The organism is Bacteroidota bacterium (assembly GCA_039714315.1).
GTDB lineage: Bacteria > Bacteroidota > Bacteroidia > Flavobacteriales > JADGDT01 > JADGDT01.
Window position 1 is genome coordinate 1 of sequence record JBDLJM010000025.1, and the last position, 15,846, is coordinate 15,846.

The window sequence follows — 15,846 nt, forward strand, 5'->3', positions numbered from 1 at the left end:
TCCGGGCAGCCCTATAGCAGGTAGTTCCGGGCAGCCCTATAGCAGGTAGGTCCGGGCAGCCCTATAGCAGGTAGTTCCGGGCAGCCCTATAGCAGGTAGTTCCGGGCAGCCCTATGTGGCTGCCCTTTCAAACCTCTAAAATTATCCCTACCTTTAATACAGCATCCCAACAACATTTATCATGCAAAACCGAAAATTCCACAACCGAATATCTTTAAGGTTAAAAGATTACGACTATTCCCAATCAGGACTATACTTCATAACCATCAATACCCGCAAATTCAAACATATGTTTGGCAGGATTATCAACAAAAAAATGATATTAAACGAAGCGGGCAAAATGATCTACAAGTGGTATTATGAAATAGAAAACAAATATCCCGATAAATTCTGCCACGAAATGATTATAATGCCAAATCACTTTCACTGCATCATAGAAAATGCCCCGGAAGAAACCCCAAACGCAAACACCATACTGTTGCCCAAATGCACAAAAACCGTACTGTTGCCCCAAAAATCAAGCACCGTACTGTTGCCCCTACGTGGGCAACAGTACGGTCCAAATAATAAAAAATTCCATACTACAATAGGCGATGCCATAGGGTGGTTCAAAACTATGACTACAAATGAATATATTAGAGGCGTGAAAAACCATAACTGGAAAAAATTCGATAAAAAACTATGGCACAGAAATTATTATGAACGAATAGTCAGAAATAAAAGAGCATATATTGATATTGCTAATTATATAATACGAAATCCGGAAAAATGGGATAAGGGGTAGTCACAAAGGACTACCCAGACACATTAGGGCTACCCAGACACATAGACACTCCTTAATGGATCATCAATAATAAAAGATACGGTCGACACTATGTGATCGACCGCAACACAAATAAATTTAACATGAAATATCTGCATACATTTCTTCTTCTCTTTCTATTATCAAATTATTCCAGCGCCCAAACATTCCCAAAGTCAAATGATTTTGATATTCACGAACGATTTATTGATATCGATACAATCAGGCTTAACATAAAAATAAAACCATGGCAAAAGACCGTATCCGGCACAGCACAAATAACATTTACACCACTAAGAAGCAAAGTGGATTCATTTTTCATCCATAGTGTTGATTTTTCATTAAACAGCATCCTCTTAAACGGTAAAAAAGCCGATTACAAATACCTCCCAAAAGGAGGAATGTGGATTTTTCCTCAATCGTTGCTTAAAGAAAGAAACTCCTTAAGCATTAACTATACTGCCAAACCAAAAAAAGGAATGTACTTTATAGGTTGGGATGACAAAACCGATCGCAGAAACAAACAAATCTGGACACAGGGACAGGGAATCGACAACAGACACTGGTTTCCGGCTTATGACCTGCAGGACGAAAAAGCTATTTATGATTTAAAGATTTCATTCCCAAATAATCATGAAATACTATCTAACGGAAAGCTTATTTCGAAAAATATAGATTCTGTAAATACAAATTGGCACTTCAGAACCCAACACCCTATGAGTTCGTATCTGGTTATGGTAGGCGGTGGAGAGTATGAAGTTAAAAATTCAATTAAAGATGATGAAATCTCTCAACCCGATTCTCCCGGTCGGGATGACGAAGAAAATATAGAATTTCAATACTACTATTACCCCGAAAAAGAATCGTGGAACGAAAGTACATATTTCAAGACTGAGGAGATAATGTCCTTTCTAGAGGAAGAAATTGGAGTTAAATACCCCTGGGACAAATATGCCCAAATTCCGGTATCCGATTTCAAACACGGTGCCATGGAAAATACCGAAGCTACGGTATTCAGCGATGTATACCTGTGTAACGACTCTTCGTTTGTCGACAGAAACTACCTCAGCGTAAACGCGCACGAAATGGCTCATCACTGGTTTGGTGATGCTCTCACCTGTGAAAGCTCAAAACACCATTGGCTGAACGAAGGTTTTGCCACTTATTATCAGCTTTTGGCTATAGAAAAGTTTCTCGGTGAAGAAGATTTTCTTTGGGAGAAAAAACTATATCGCGAAATGATTTTGGAGGCATCAAAAAGAGACAGCCTCGCACTTGCACACCCAAAAGCGGGAACCGAAAGGTTTTACTACAAAGGAGCTTTTGTACTGATGATGCTGGAAAAGGAAATTGGCCACGATAACTTCAAAAAAGCAATAAAGAATTACAGTTCCGACAATATTTATAAAGTAGTTGATACACATACATTAATCTCTTCCTTCGAAAGCAGTTTAGATATAGTACTTGATAATTATTTTAAGCAGTGGGTGTTCGAATACGGTGAAGCAAAGGTTAAGGTTTCATATTTTCACAAAGGAAATAAAAGAGGGATTCAGTTTAAACAAAGCGGTAAAATATTTGATATTACTATTCCCGTAAAGCTTTCCGACAAAAATAAAACTCATAATTACAGACTGAGAAATGAAGTTGATACAATGTTTTTCGGCAAAAAGATAAAATCATTCGAAATTGACCCTAATATAGAAGCATTAGCAGAGTTTACCGTAATTAAACCCACTTCATTTTGGAAAGAACAGGCATTAAAAGGAAGCAGTTCATACAGCAGGTGGAATGCAGTAAAAAATCTAGAAAATTCAGACCCTGATAAAAAACTGAAGATTTACAGTAAAGTAAACTTAAAAGAAGAAAACTACAATGTTGTATCCGAAATTTACTCCCAAATAAAACATGAACATTCCAAATCGGCAATAAAGCTCAAAACGAAAATCCTTAAGTTGAAGGATATCGATTTAAGAAAAAGTATTATTACACAAACAATTCAGATTGGGGCAGATGACAAAACTTATTTCGAAGATTTCCTAAATACAAAATCTTACGACTTAACCGCAGCTTCCCTGGATTTGTTATGCAAAAGCTTCCCGGGAGAAAGTGACAAATACCTGAGTATCACAAAAAATATTACCGGAGCAACAATTCCCGCTGTAAGATTATCATGGTTAATGAATGCTGTTAAATATGGCAGCTTCACAGAATTGGAGAAGCAAATTTTCGCAGGAGAATTAGTCGATTACACTTCAAATTCATTCGAATTCAATACAAGACTTCTCGCTCTGCAAAAATTGTTTGAAATTCAATATTTCAACAAAGAACTATTAATAAACCTGGTAAACGGAGCCAGCTCGTTTAACTATCGACTTGCCGGCCCATACCGCGATGTATTAAAAGCTATGAAAGAACAGACTGATTTTAAGGAGGCTTTAGAAAACTTACTTGCAGGTAATGAATTAAATGATGGAGAAAAGACAGCTCTGAAAAAAGTATTGGATAAATAATTATTTCAATAAAGCAATCATCTCCAAAGTCTCAATATCAATTTTAGAAAATGCAAACCACTTTTTGCCAAGATCTTTTAGACTTGCACCGATATGATAAACCTTTGTTTCGTCGATTATAAGAAATCTGTCGTGTGCTTTAGTAAATTTTATTAATTCAATTTTGGAATATTGGCTGTTGTACTTTTCAATATCCAGTTTCAGAACCTTTGTAACATTCTTTGTGTATATCTTTACAGAAACATTTTTGTTTCTTTTTGTAAATAAATTCAAAACAGTTTCATCAACATAGTTGTCTATCAACAAAATAGATTTTTCCGCTGATTTCACTATATCTGAAACAAATAAATAAGCATCGAAAACCTGACCATCGTAATACACTCCTTCTTTTGGTTTTATATTATTGTTTTCAAGTGCCTTGAAAATTTTATTTATTTTATTATCGGTTGAAATCTCGAAGTTAAACTGCTTCTTTTCTATACTCTGTAATCGACTTAAAATATTTTTTTGTGACGATATAATATTTCGCATTTTCACAAACGCATTCATTATGACGACACTAACTTTTACAGCTGTATCACTACGTAAAACAGCTGATAACATTGCAACACCTTGTTCGGTAAAAACAAAAGGATTGACTGAGGAGTGTTTCAATTTATCGAACCGGTCGCAATTTGCGACCAGTTCATCTTTTTCGTCATTATTTAACTTAAATCGAAATTCTATTGGAAATCTATTTATATTTCTTTTGACCTGTTCATTAAGCCTTTTGTTATCTACTTTATACAATTCTGCCAAATCACGGTCTATCATAACTTGTAAACCTCGTATTGTAAAAATACTATCTTGAATATTTTCGATAGGTAATATTGATGTTTTGCTTTTCATAGTAATTTTATTCTGGGATAATCTAAGTTACGATAAATAATAAGCAAAAAAAGACTGATAAAATTGCTTCTATCAGTCTAAAAAAAATATTTTCAAAAACTCTTTATTGAAGGGACGGAATATCAAATTTCATTTCCTTCTTTGAACTTTTAATTTTTTCAATTCCTTCATGTAGCCAATCAGTGTAAGCTTTTATATCAGTATCATAGGCTCTTGGAATATTTAATACTTTTCCGTTCAGGTCTTCCAAAACATAAAACGGTTGTGCATTTTTATTAAATCTTCTAATCTAAAAATTACTCCACTTATCACCTATACTTCTTACTTTTTCAATAAAGCAATCATCTCCAAAGTCTCAATATCAATTTTAGAAAATGCAAACCACTTTTTGCCAAGATCTTTTAGACTTGCACCGATATGATAAACCTTTGTTTCGTCGATTATAAGAAATCTGTCGTGTGCTTTAGTAAATTTTATTAATTCAATTTTGGAATATTGGCTGTTGTACTTTTCAATATCCAGTTTCAGAACCTTTGTAACATTCTTTGTGTATATCTTTACAGAAACATTTTTGTTTCTTTTTGTAAATAAATTCAAAACAGTTTCATCAACATAGTTGTCTATCAACAAAATAGATTTTTCCGCTGATTTCACTATATCTGAAACAAATAAATAAGCATCGAAAACCTGACCATCGTAATACACTCCTTCTTTTGGTTTTATATTATTGTTTTCAAGTGCCTTGAAAATTTTATTTATTTTATTATCGGTTGAAATCTCGAAGTTAAACTGCTTCTTTTCTATACTCTGTAATCGACTTAAAATATTTTTTTGTGACGATATAATATTTCGCATTTTCACAAACGCATTCATTATGACGACACTAACTTTTACAGCTGTATCACTACGTAAAACAGCTGATAACATTGCAACACCTTGTTCGGTAAAAACAAAAGGATTGACTGAGGAGTGTTTCAATTTATCGAACCGGTCGCAATTTGCGACCAGTTCATCTTTTTCGTCATTATTTAACTTAAATCGAAATTCTATTGGAAATCTATTTATATTTCTTTTGACCTGTTCATTAAGCCTTTTGTTATCTACTTTATACAATTCTGCCAAATCACGGTCTATCATAACTTGTAAACCTCGTATTGTAAAAATACTATCTTGAATATTTTCGATAGGTAATATTGATGTTTTGCTTTTCATAGTAATTTTATTCTGGGATAATCTAAGTTACGATAAATAATAAGCAAAAAAAAGACTGATAAAATTGCTTCTATCAGTCTATAAAAAATATTTTTCTCAAAAACTCTTTATTTCATTCCGGGAATATCAAACTTCATTTCCTTTTTTGAACTTTTAAATTTATCAATTCCATCATGTAGCCAATCAGTATATGCTTCTACATTCGTATCGTATGCTCTTGGCGTATTTAATACATTACCGTTTAAGTCTTCCAAAACATAAAACGGCTGGGCGTTTCTGTTAAATCTTTTTATCTGGAAATCGCTCCACTTATTACCAATTGTCCTGACTTTTTTACCGGTATGTTCCGATACATATTGCTCAGATTCGGGCAACATTTCTTTTTCATCTACATAAAGCGATACTAAAACAACATCGTTACTCAATATTGATTTCACATTTGAATCACTCCATACATTATCCTCCATCTTCCTGCAGTTTACACAACCCCATCCGGTAAAATCGAGCAATAATGGTTTATTAACCTCTTTAGCATATTTCAAAGCTGCCTCATAGTCATCAAAGCCAACTATATTCTGCGGTCCGTAATGCGCGTGCTCAGGAAGTTCTTCCTTAGATGCTCCTGATCCTCCGCCAAATCCAAATGGCGATTCAGAATAATGCTGTGGAGGCGGGAAACCACTTATTAACTTAGTAGGTGCCCCCCAAAGTCCGGGAATCATGTATACCGTAAACGACAATACAACTATTCCTAACACTAATCCTGTAATAGATGTTGATTCGCTTGGCGAATCATGAGGCATCTTAATTTTTCCTAAAAGATAGAATCCTAACATACCAAATATCACTATCCATATAGCGAGGAATAATTCACGCTCCAACCAGTGTAACTGTAATACCATATCGGCTGCCGATAGAAACTTGAAAGCAAAAGCAAGTTCTAAAAATCCTAAAACAACTTTTACAGAGTTCAACCATCCCCCCGATTTTGGCAAAGAATTCATCCAGCCCGGGAAGGCTGCAAATAATCCAAATGGCAATGCAAGTGCTAAAGAAAAACCTAACATCCCAACCATAGGGCCTATTACTCCTCCGTTTACTGCCGCATCAACCAACAATGTTCCTACAATAGGTCCTGTACATGAGAACGAAACCAATGCCAATGTAAATGCCATGAAGAATATCCCAATATAACCTCCTTTATCCGACTGTTTATCAGCCGCATTAAGCCACTTGTTTGGCAAAACAATTTCGAAGGCTCCAAAGAAAGAAAATGCAAAAACTACAAGCAATAAAAAGAACCCCAGGTTAAACCACACGTTTGTTGATAATGCATTTAAAGCATCAGCTCCGAATATTGCAGATACACCAACCCCTAGAATTACGTATATTCCAATTATAGAAAGTCCGTATATTATAGCATTAGAAATACCTTTTGCTTTAGTTTTACTTTGTTTTGTAAAGAAACTTACCGTCATCGGGATCATAGGGAATACACAAGGAGTTAACAATGCTGCAAATCCTCCTAAAAATGCGAGAAAAAATATTCTCAACAAACCTGTATTCTCCGAAGATTTCTCCACGTCAGAAACATCTACAGTTTCGGTTTTAGGAACATCAACTTCTTCTTTCTTAACTTCTTTTTTTTCTCCGGTCGATAAAGCTTTTCCTTCTCCTACCGTGAATGTATTATCCAAATAGTCAGGAGGAAGACACTGATGATCATCACAGGCCATCCACTCTACTTCGGCATCAATATTAAGTTTTCCGGGATTTTTCAACTTAATCCGTTGAGTAAAATCAACATCTTTGCTGAAATATTTTAGAGTCATATCGAAATTTGCATCAAATTCCTCATGGGGATCCCGATGACTAATTCCTCCAACTAAATCGTATTTTTCGTCAGCTCCTTTAAACTTAAAGGTTGTAGGATTGGGTCCTCCTTCAGGTAAATCTGTAGAGTATAAATGCCAACTTGGCTCTACAGTGGCACTAAAAACTAAATCGTACTCTGTATCACTAACCTTTTTCGATGAAAACTCCCATTTTATAGGAGTAAGGACCTGAGCAAAAGAGTTAATACTGAATAAAAGACCTAGTAAAAGGCTTGCATAATACTTCATTCTTATATTGATTAAATTGAATTATCTATTTTTCAACGCAAATAAAATAAATTATTTACTTATATATTCTTAAAAAGACCTTAAAATATCACCTATTATTTTCATTTTATCAGTTTTTTCGGGAGTTTATGGCAAAATGTCGTCCCATACTTAGCTGCTTAACAAATAGTCTTTGTAAAAAACTATAATTTATCAACAATCAAGTAATATTCTCCCTAAAAGTTTGATGCAAAATCTTTATTTGTATTTTTGCGTACAAACTATTTCTATGGCGAAGAAAAACTCATCAAAGGCGAAATCAACTAAGGCTAAAAAATCGCTTTTTTCAAATAAAAACATTCACCTGGTAATTGGTATCACACTGATACTAATTGCTGTTTCTTTATTTATTTCATTTACATCTTATCTTTGGAACTGGCAATCAGACCAGTCTGAACTGAGTAAATTTTGGAATAAAGATATAACAGTAAACAACTTACTGGGTAAAGTAGGTGCTAATATAGCACATATTTTTATGTACCTGTGGTTTGGAGTGGCGTCATACATATTTGCATATATAATCTTTAAAGCGGGGCTTATCATTTCCTTCAAGCTGGATTCAAAAACTTTTATTAAAAATATATTCAAAAATATTGTTTTAGTAATCTGGCTATCAATTGCCCTAAGCTTTTTTGCAAAAAGTTTACCGATACTGGGAGGTATCTTTGGATATGAAATAAAAACTTTTGCGGCTGCCTACGTTGGTAGTATCGGAGTTTCTATCCTGCTGTTTTTTACTATGGTAATATGGTTAATCTTCAGATTCGACCTAACACCACAGATGATTAACTCTAAATTATACTCGACTAAAGATTCGCTCGACAACTGGAAATCATCCCGCGCAAAAGAACCGTCAATAAATGGTAAGGAAAATGTACCAGCATCTAATAACTTTAATACAAAACATGAAGCTGATGCGGAAATAAATGACGACTTTGATATTGTAGTTAATCAAACAAAAAATAACGAAACCCAAAATCCTGCTGACGATTTCGAATTCTGTACAAATGGTGTTGATGCCCTTAGCGACATCCCCCAATGTCCTGTTAAGGAAGATGTTAAAGACGAAGCAGGGGATTTAGAAATTACAGTAGAGTCGCCTAAAGAAGAAAAACACGTTGAAAAGAATTTATCTGATAAGCTTGTTGATGAATTTGGAGAGTACGATCCGGAACTTGAATTGGCCAGCTATAAATTCCCTGACCTTGAACATTTAGTAGCCTACGACAACGAAAACATAAATATTGACAGGGGAGAATTAGAACTGAATAAAAATAAAATTGTTGAAACCCTAAACAATTACAAAATTGAAATCTCTAAGATAAAAGCTACTATCGGACCGACAGTAACTTTGTATGAAATTATTCCGGCTCCGGGGGTGCGAATCTCTAAGATTAAAAATCTGGAGGATGATATTGCATTAAGTTTATCTGCCCTTGGCATTAGAATTATTGCTCCTATACCGGGTAAAGGCACCATTGGTATTGAAGTTCCTAATAAAAAGCCTACTGTTGTTTCAATGAAGTCGGTACTTTCGTCAAGTACTTTCCAAAATGCAGACATGGATTTACCGGTTGCACTTGGAAAAACAATCTCGAATACAACTTTTGTGGCCGATCTGGCAAAAATGCCTCACCTTCTTGTAGCAGGAGCTACAGGACAGGGAAAATCCGTTGGTCTTAATGCTATTATGACATCGCTTTTATATAAAAAGCACCCATCTGAATTAAAATTTGTTTTAGTTGATCCAAAAAAGGTCGAACTAACTTTATTTAATAAGGTTGAAAGACACTATCTGGCAAAACTTCCCGATACCGATTCGGCAATTATTACCGATACAACCAAAGTTATCAATACCATAAATTCCTTGTGTATTGAAATGGACGACCGCTATGAATTGCTGAAAAATGCAATGGTTCGTAACATAAAGGAGTACAACAAGAAATTCAAAAAAAGAAAACTAAATCCTGAGAACGGACATAAGTTTCTGCCCTACATAGTACTTATTATTGATGAGTTTGCCGATTTAATAATGACTGCAGGTAAGGAAGTTGAAACACCTATTGCAAGGCTGGCTCAGTTGGCCCGTGCCGTTGGAATCCACCTGATTGTGGCAACTCAACGACCTTCCGTAAATGTTATTACAGGTATTATTAAAGCAAACTTCCCTGCCAGAATTGCTTTCCGGGTAACATCGAAAATAGATTCCCGAACAATACTGGATGAAGGAGGTGCAAACCAGTTAATCGGAAAAGGAGATATGCTTTTCTCAAACGGGAACGACATGGTAAGGCTTCAATGTGCTTTTGTCGATACTCCTGAAGTAGAAATGATAACTAATTATATTGGAGAACAAAAAGGTTATGCCGATGCATTCATGTTACCGGAATACGTAGGTGACGACAGTACAGGTTCTTCTAATATAGATATTGGCGATCGAGATCCTAAATTCGATGAGGCTGCCAGATTAATTGTTAATGCTCAACAAGGTTCGGCATCATTATTGCAAAGAAAGTTAAAGCTCGGATACAACAGAGCGGGTAGAATTGTTGATCAGCTTGAAGCAGCTGGTATTATTGGTCCGTTTGAAGGATCAAAAGCCAGACAGGTTTTAATACCTGATGAAGCATCACTTCAACAATTATTAAATAATGAAAAAATTTAAAAATATTAAAAACATGAAGAAGTTAGGATTATTAATAATATTAGTGAGTTTCTCTACTGCTATTTTTTCACAAAGTGACAACAAAGGGATAAAACTATTAGATAAGGTAAGTGCTAAAACTGATGCATATCAGGATATTGAAATGGCATTTAGCTACAATATGGACAACAATGCTGAAGATATCCACCAGTCAAAATCAGGAAATATCTATATCAAGAAAGAAAAATTCAAAATAAACCTTGATGGAGCTATAATTATCTTTGACGGAAACAAACGCTATACAATTGTTGATGATGAAGTAACAATATCAAGCTCAGAAGATGAATCCGGGATAAGTTCACCTACTCAGATCTTAAGTATGTACAAAGAAGGATATGTAATAAAGTGGGATATTGAACAGAAAGTTCCGGGAAAGACTATTCAGTACGTTAGACTAATTCCTATCGATTCAGATTCTGAATATCAATATATTCTTATTGGTTGCGATGTAAACTCAAATGATTTATACAATGTTATCTATACCGATAAACAAGGAACACAATTTAAACTTCAACTAAAAGACCTTAAGGCTAATAAAAATTTACCTGATAGTTTGTTTGCCTTCGATAAAAGTAAATATCCTGAATCGGAATATCTATACACTGACTTAGACGAATAGACTATCTTTGTAAAGAGATTACAGCAAACATAATTGTTAGGCTGATGTTAATTCTTTTTTTCATAATAAATACTTAATGAAAAAATTAAACTTTTACATTATTAAATCGTTTGTAGCACCATTTGTTGCAACGTTTTTTCTGGTGCTTTTCTTTCTGATAATGCAATTCTTTTGGCTTTATGTGGATGATTTAATAGGAAAAGGACTAAGCTTTTGGCTTATTGCAAAGCTTCTGTACTATATTTCATTTTCATTAGTACCGATGGCACTTCCTCTTGCTATTCTACTTTCGAGTATTATGACATTTGGAAACCTTGCAGAAAACTATGAGTTAGCAGCGATGAAATCAGCAGGTATTTCACTCTATAAAATAATGAGACCTCTGATAGCCCTGATGATACTATTATCAGTATTGACTTATTATTTTTCCAATTATGCAGTACCCTATGCCAATTTCAAAAGTAAAAACCTTTTATATAACATTACCAAACAAAAACCAAGCTTAAACCTTAAAGAAGGAATTTTTAATACCAGCATCCCCGGATACAGTATCCGGATTGCCAATAAAAGCGGTGATGACGATCAATTTATCAAGGATATAATAATTTATGATCATAATGCCGGTAGAGGAAATAACAAATCTATTACCGCCGAAAAAGGAGAAATGGAAATTGCCGGCGGAGGTAAATATCTAAAACTATCACTTTATGATGGTTGGATGTTCGAAGAATCTACAAATAAAAAAACTCCAAAGGATAAAAAACGTCAGCCTTTTACAAAAACCGAGTTTTCGAAAGATGTAGTATACATAGATTTATCATCGTTCAATATGGACAATATCAACGATGAAAATTTCTCGAACAACTACGCTATGATGAATATCAATCAGTTAGATCTTGCCGTAGACTCACTTGAAGTTAAATTTGTAGAAGTAACTAAAAACTACAAAAACAAAACTAAGGACAAACTAAGGTATTCTACAGTAAAGATTGACTCTACTACACAGAATTTAGCAGAAATAAATTTAAAAAAACTGGAAGATAAAATTGAAAGTGACAATATTAAAGAAGATACTGTTTCCAATAGCATTAATAATATTGTTCTAAACCAGTTCAAGAATAAAACAAGAAGAAAAGATGATATAATTAATGCCGGGATTAACCACGCCAGAAAGATGTCGGACTATCTGGGAGAAGTTAAGAAAACCCAGAGCTACAGACTTGAGAATATTGCTAAACATATCATGGAGATACACCGAAAATACGCTTTCTCTTATATATGTATAGTTATGTTTTTTATAGGGGCACCTCTTGGAGCTATAATCCGTAAAGGAGGATTAGGAATGCCGGTAGTTGTAGCTATAATCATTTTTATTTTTTACCATGTTATGTTTATAACTGCCGAAAAACTTGGAATTGCCGGTCAGTTATCACCTTTCTGGGCAAGATGGGGACCTGCATTAATCCTTACTCCTTTTGGTATTTTATTAACACGAAAGGCAACTACAGATTCGGTAATATTTAACTCTGAATTATACTTTGCTCCTATGTACAAATTCTTCGGTTTAGTGAAGAAAAAGAAAGAAGAAATGGATAAAAAGAAAAAATAAAAACAAGCCCGAAAATATCATAAATTATAAATATTTCAAACACCACTAACAACATAGTCTTGTATAAAATGAATACAAAAGACAACAAAGAGAGAAAGCTTAATACTATTGCCGAAGCAATTGAAGATATTAAAGCGGGAAAAACAATCATCGTAGTTGATGATGAAGACAGAGAGAACGAAGGAGATTTTGTAGCAGCAGCAGAAAATATTACTCCGGAAATAATTAATTTCATGGCCACCCACGGACGTGGTTTAATTTGCATGCCCATCACAGAAAACCGTGTAGAAGAACTGGAGCTCAACATGATGGTTACAAATAACACTGACCCTAAAGAAACCGGTTTTACTGTTTCTGTTGATTTACTCGGGCACGGTGTTACTACAGGTATTTCTGCTTCCGACAGGGCTTTAACAGTCAAATCTTTAGTCGATGAAAATACAAAACCATCTGACCTGAGCAGACCGGGACATATTTTCCCTTTAAAAGCTAAAAATGGAGGAGTTCTGAGAAGAACCGGCCATACAGAAGCTGCCATTGATTTTGCCAGACTTGCCGGACTAAAACCTGCAGGTGTAATATGTGAAATCATGAATGAAGATGGAACTATGGCAAGAGTACCACAGCTTCTTGAAGTTGCGGATCGATTTAACCTGAAAATGGTTTCTATCGAAGACCTTGTAGCATATAGAATGCGACATGATTCTCTTATCGAAAAGGTAGAAGAATACAATCTTAAAACTCTACTGGGCGATTTTCATTTAAGAGCTTACCGCCAAACAAATAACGGACAAATCCATATTGCACTTACTAAAGGCAACTGGGATTTGGGAGATGTAGTTACGGTTAGAGTTAATTCTAATTCATTAAACAATGACCTGTTAGGTTACCTGACCAACGACAGTGAATCTCAATTGAACAAGGTTCTAAAACTAGTTAGTTCGGAAGAAAAATCGGCAATAGTATTCGTAAATCAAAACGTCCAGCCTTCTTCAGTACTATCGAGAATCAAAGAAATGAAAACTCTTCAGAGTCAAGGTCAAATGAGTGCTCCAAGTATTAAATTCGATGATAAAGATTATGGAATCGGAGCTCAAATTTTACACGATCTGAGAATTAGCAAGTTAAGGTTGATTTCAAATAATATTCCGATGAAAAGAGTCGGAATGGTAGGATACGGTCTGGAAATTGTAGAAAATATTGATTACTAATTTAGTACTTAGATATTTGTATATAGTACTTAGACGACTAATCTAAGTACTATATACAATGGTATATCTACTCTATCATATAAATAAACGATTCCAGAGGCATTATTTCAATTGAAACAGTACCTTTCCTTCCATCTACTTTCAATAAAGACTTACTTCCGTACAACACGTCTGTAATTGAATATTCTCCATCGTCAATTCCCATTTCGTTAATTACTTCCTTAGGGATTTTCAGTTTAAAATGAGCTTTATTATCAGCATCAAAGTTTGAAACTACTATCAATTTTTCATTGTCTTTCCACCTTACATACGACAAAAGCTTATCGTTATAACCTTCTGTAGAAATATTAGAAGATTGCACCTCTGCATAGCTTCCTGTTAAAGCACTGCTTTTAGCCGAAAATGAAAGAAGTCTTACATAAAAATCACGCAACGATTTTTCTTTTGCTGATAGTTGTCCGCCATCGAAAGCTCCATTATTCATCCATCTTTGGTGTGCCGGCACTCCCCAGTAATCAAAAATTGTGGTTCTGGTTTTCGTTCCAAAACCTGCATCTTCACTTGCATCCTCACCTACTTCCTGCCCGAAGTACAACATAGTTGGCGAAGTGCTAATAGTTGTAGAAACAACCATGGCCGGTTTTCCTTTTTCTGCATCACCTGCAAAATCAGGGCTGGCAATTCGCTGCTCATCGTGATTTTCCAAAAAGTGAAGCATGTTGTGTTCTATATCCCCAAGACCTTCCTGTATTGCTGGAATATTATTGGTAGAACCATGTCCTTGCATTACGTGTTTCAGAGTATCGTACAACTCAACTTTATCGTATAAATAATCCATTTTTCCCAAATGAATATAGTTTCTGTACTCAGCAGGATTATATACCTCTGCTAATAAAAAAGCATCGGGATTAGCATTCTTTATAGATGAATTCATATAACTCCAAAACTCTACCGGAACCATTTCGGCCATATCAAAACGAAACCCGTCTACTCCTTTTTCGGTCCAATAAAGTGCTATATCTCTAAACTTCTTCCACGAACCGGGCACATCTTTGTCTTTCCAAAACTGAAAATGTTCGGCAGCGGTTTTCTTTTCAAAACCTTCCGGCAATTCATCAAAATCTTTAGTTCCGTCAGGTTTAACACCATAATTGATCTTAACCGTTTCGTACCAGTCATAAAAATGCGGCTGGGCCAACCTCGATCCGTTCCCTGTCCATTTTGCAGGATTTTCATCAAATGTTCCGTCAGAAAGAGAATTTTCTTCACCTCCTAAAGGCTGATAGTTATTCAACGATTCAGGAACTTTGAAAGCTTCCCCTACTACATAATAGAAATTATTGTCTTTTTTATACTCAACACTTTTATCATCCGAAGCTCCAAAATCTTCAGCTCCTTCAGGAGCATTAAGAGAATGATAATCACGAGCTACGTGATTCGGAACAATGTCTATAATAACTTTCATCTCATGTTTATGAGTACGGTCAATCAGAGCCTGAAACTCTTCTAATCTCTTTGAAGGATCAACAGCCAAATCCGGATTAACATTGTAATAATCTTTAACTGCGTATGGCGAACCGGCACGTCCTTTCACTACATCAGGATCATCATTCGATATCCCGTATTCTGTATAATCTCTAATAACCGCGTGATGTGGCACTCCCGTATACCAAATGTGTGTAGTTCCCAGCTCCTTAATTCCCTCTAAAGCAGTATCAGTAAAATCGTTAAACTTCCCTACTCCGTTTTCCTCTACTGTACCCCACGGCTTATTTGTTGTATTTTTATTCCCAAATAAGCGTGTAAACACCTGATAGACTACTGCTTTGCCATTACTTTGACTTTCTTTTACTTCCACTTGTTTTTTATCTTCAACATTAGCACACGAACTCAATACTGCAATAGCTATGATTCCTGTGAGTAAAAATGATTTAATCCTGAAAATATATTTCCTAAACTGATTTTCCTTAAAAACTTTCCTCATTTCTAATTTGATTTATTCTTACCCAAAAATAATCAGAAAATTGAATAATAAATAATTTAAATAGATAAAAGTGTATTAATGACAATTAATGTCAAAACAAAGAAAACTAACACGGTTTTTACTCCAAAAAAAACAAGTGGCA

General features: G+C 34.8%; 11 protein-coding genes. 6 read left to right on the forward strand and 5 right to left on the reverse strand.

Annotated features, from left to right (window positions below; translation table 11 throughout):
• Positions 1-181: 181 nt before the first annotated feature.
• Positions 182-784: a transposase gene (locus ABFR62_04405; protein MEN8137654.1), complete on the forward strand. Its 603-nt coding sequence runs from the start codon at positions 182-184 to the stop codon at positions 782-784.
• 122 nt (positions 785-906) lie between these two features.
• Positions 907-3,315: a M1 family metallopeptidase gene (locus ABFR62_04410; protein MEN8137655.1), complete on the forward strand. Its 2,409-nt coding sequence runs from the start codon at positions 907-909 to the stop codon at positions 3,313-3,315.
• Here ABFR62_04410 and ABFR62_04415 read toward each other — a convergent pair whose 3' ends face one another.
• The 4 genes from ABFR62_04415 to ABFR62_04430 form a co-directional block, all read right to left on the reverse strand.
• Positions 3,316-4,203 carry an ORF6N domain-containing protein gene (locus tag ABFR62_04415; protein MEN8137656.1) on the reverse strand — a complete coding sequence of 296 codons (888 nt, stop codon included), beginning with the start codon at positions 4,201-4,203 and terminating at the stop codon, positions 3,316-3,318. It lies immediately after the preceding gene.
• Positions 4,204-4,306: 103 nt separating this feature from the next.
• Positions 4,307-4,453 carry a hypothetical protein gene (locus ABFR62_04420; GenBank protein MEN8137657.1) on the reverse strand — a complete coding sequence of 49 codons (147 nt, stop codon included), beginning with the start codon at positions 4,451-4,453 and terminating at the stop codon, positions 4,307-4,309.
• A 71-nt stretch (positions 4,454-4,524) separates the two neighbouring features.
• Complete coding sequence (locus ABFR62_04425; GenBank protein MEN8137658.1) at positions 4,525-5,415, reverse strand: ORF6N domain-containing protein; 891 nt, start codon at positions 5,413-5,415, stop codon at positions 4,525-4,527.
• A gap of 107 nt (positions 5,416-5,522) precedes the next feature.
• Complete coding sequence (locus ABFR62_04430; protein MEN8137659.1) at positions 5,523-7,538, reverse strand: cytochrome c biogenesis protein CcdA; 2,016 nt, start codon at positions 7,536-7,538, stop codon at positions 5,523-5,525.
• A 268-nt stretch (positions 7,539-7,806) separates the two neighbouring features.
• On the opposite strand from ABFR62_04430, the gene ABFR62_04435 reads away from it, so the two are divergent.
• The 4 genes from ABFR62_04435 (at position 7,807) to ribB (ending at position 13,720) form a co-directional block, all read left to right on the forward strand.
• Positions 7,807-10,242, forward strand: a complete 2,436-nt coding sequence (locus ABFR62_04435; protein ID MEN8137660.1) for a DNA translocase FtsK — start codon at positions 7,807-7,809, stop codon at positions 10,240-10,242.
• A gap of 13 nt (positions 10,243-10,255) precedes the next feature.
• Positions 10,256-10,900, forward strand: coding sequence for an outer membrane lipoprotein carrier protein LolA (locus ABFR62_04440; protein ID MEN8137661.1), 645 nt, complete (start codon positions 10,256-10,258; stop codon positions 10,898-10,900).
• A gap of 76 nt (positions 10,901-10,976) precedes the next feature.
• Positions 10,977-12,509 (forward strand): LptF/LptG family permease, encoded by a 1,533-nt coding sequence (locus ABFR62_04445; GenBank protein ID MEN8137662.1) that lies wholly within the window; start codon positions 10,977-10,979, stop codon positions 12,507-12,509.
• Positions 12,510-12,577: 68 nt separating this feature from the next.
• Positions 12,578-13,720 carry a 3,4-dihydroxy-2-butanone-4-phosphate synthase gene (gene ribB, locus ABFR62_04450; GenBank protein ID MEN8137663.1) on the forward strand — a complete coding sequence of 381 codons (1,143 nt, stop codon included), beginning with the start codon at positions 12,578-12,580 and terminating at the stop codon, positions 13,718-13,720.
• A gap of 67 nt (positions 13,721-13,787) precedes the next feature.
• Here ribB and ABFR62_04455 read toward each other — a convergent pair whose 3' ends face one another.
• Complete coding sequence (locus ABFR62_04455; GenBank protein ID MEN8137664.1) at positions 13,788-15,704, reverse strand: alpha-amylase family protein; 1,917 nt, start codon at positions 15,702-15,704, stop codon at positions 13,788-13,790.
• Between the last annotated feature and the right edge of the window lie 142 nt (positions 15,705-15,846).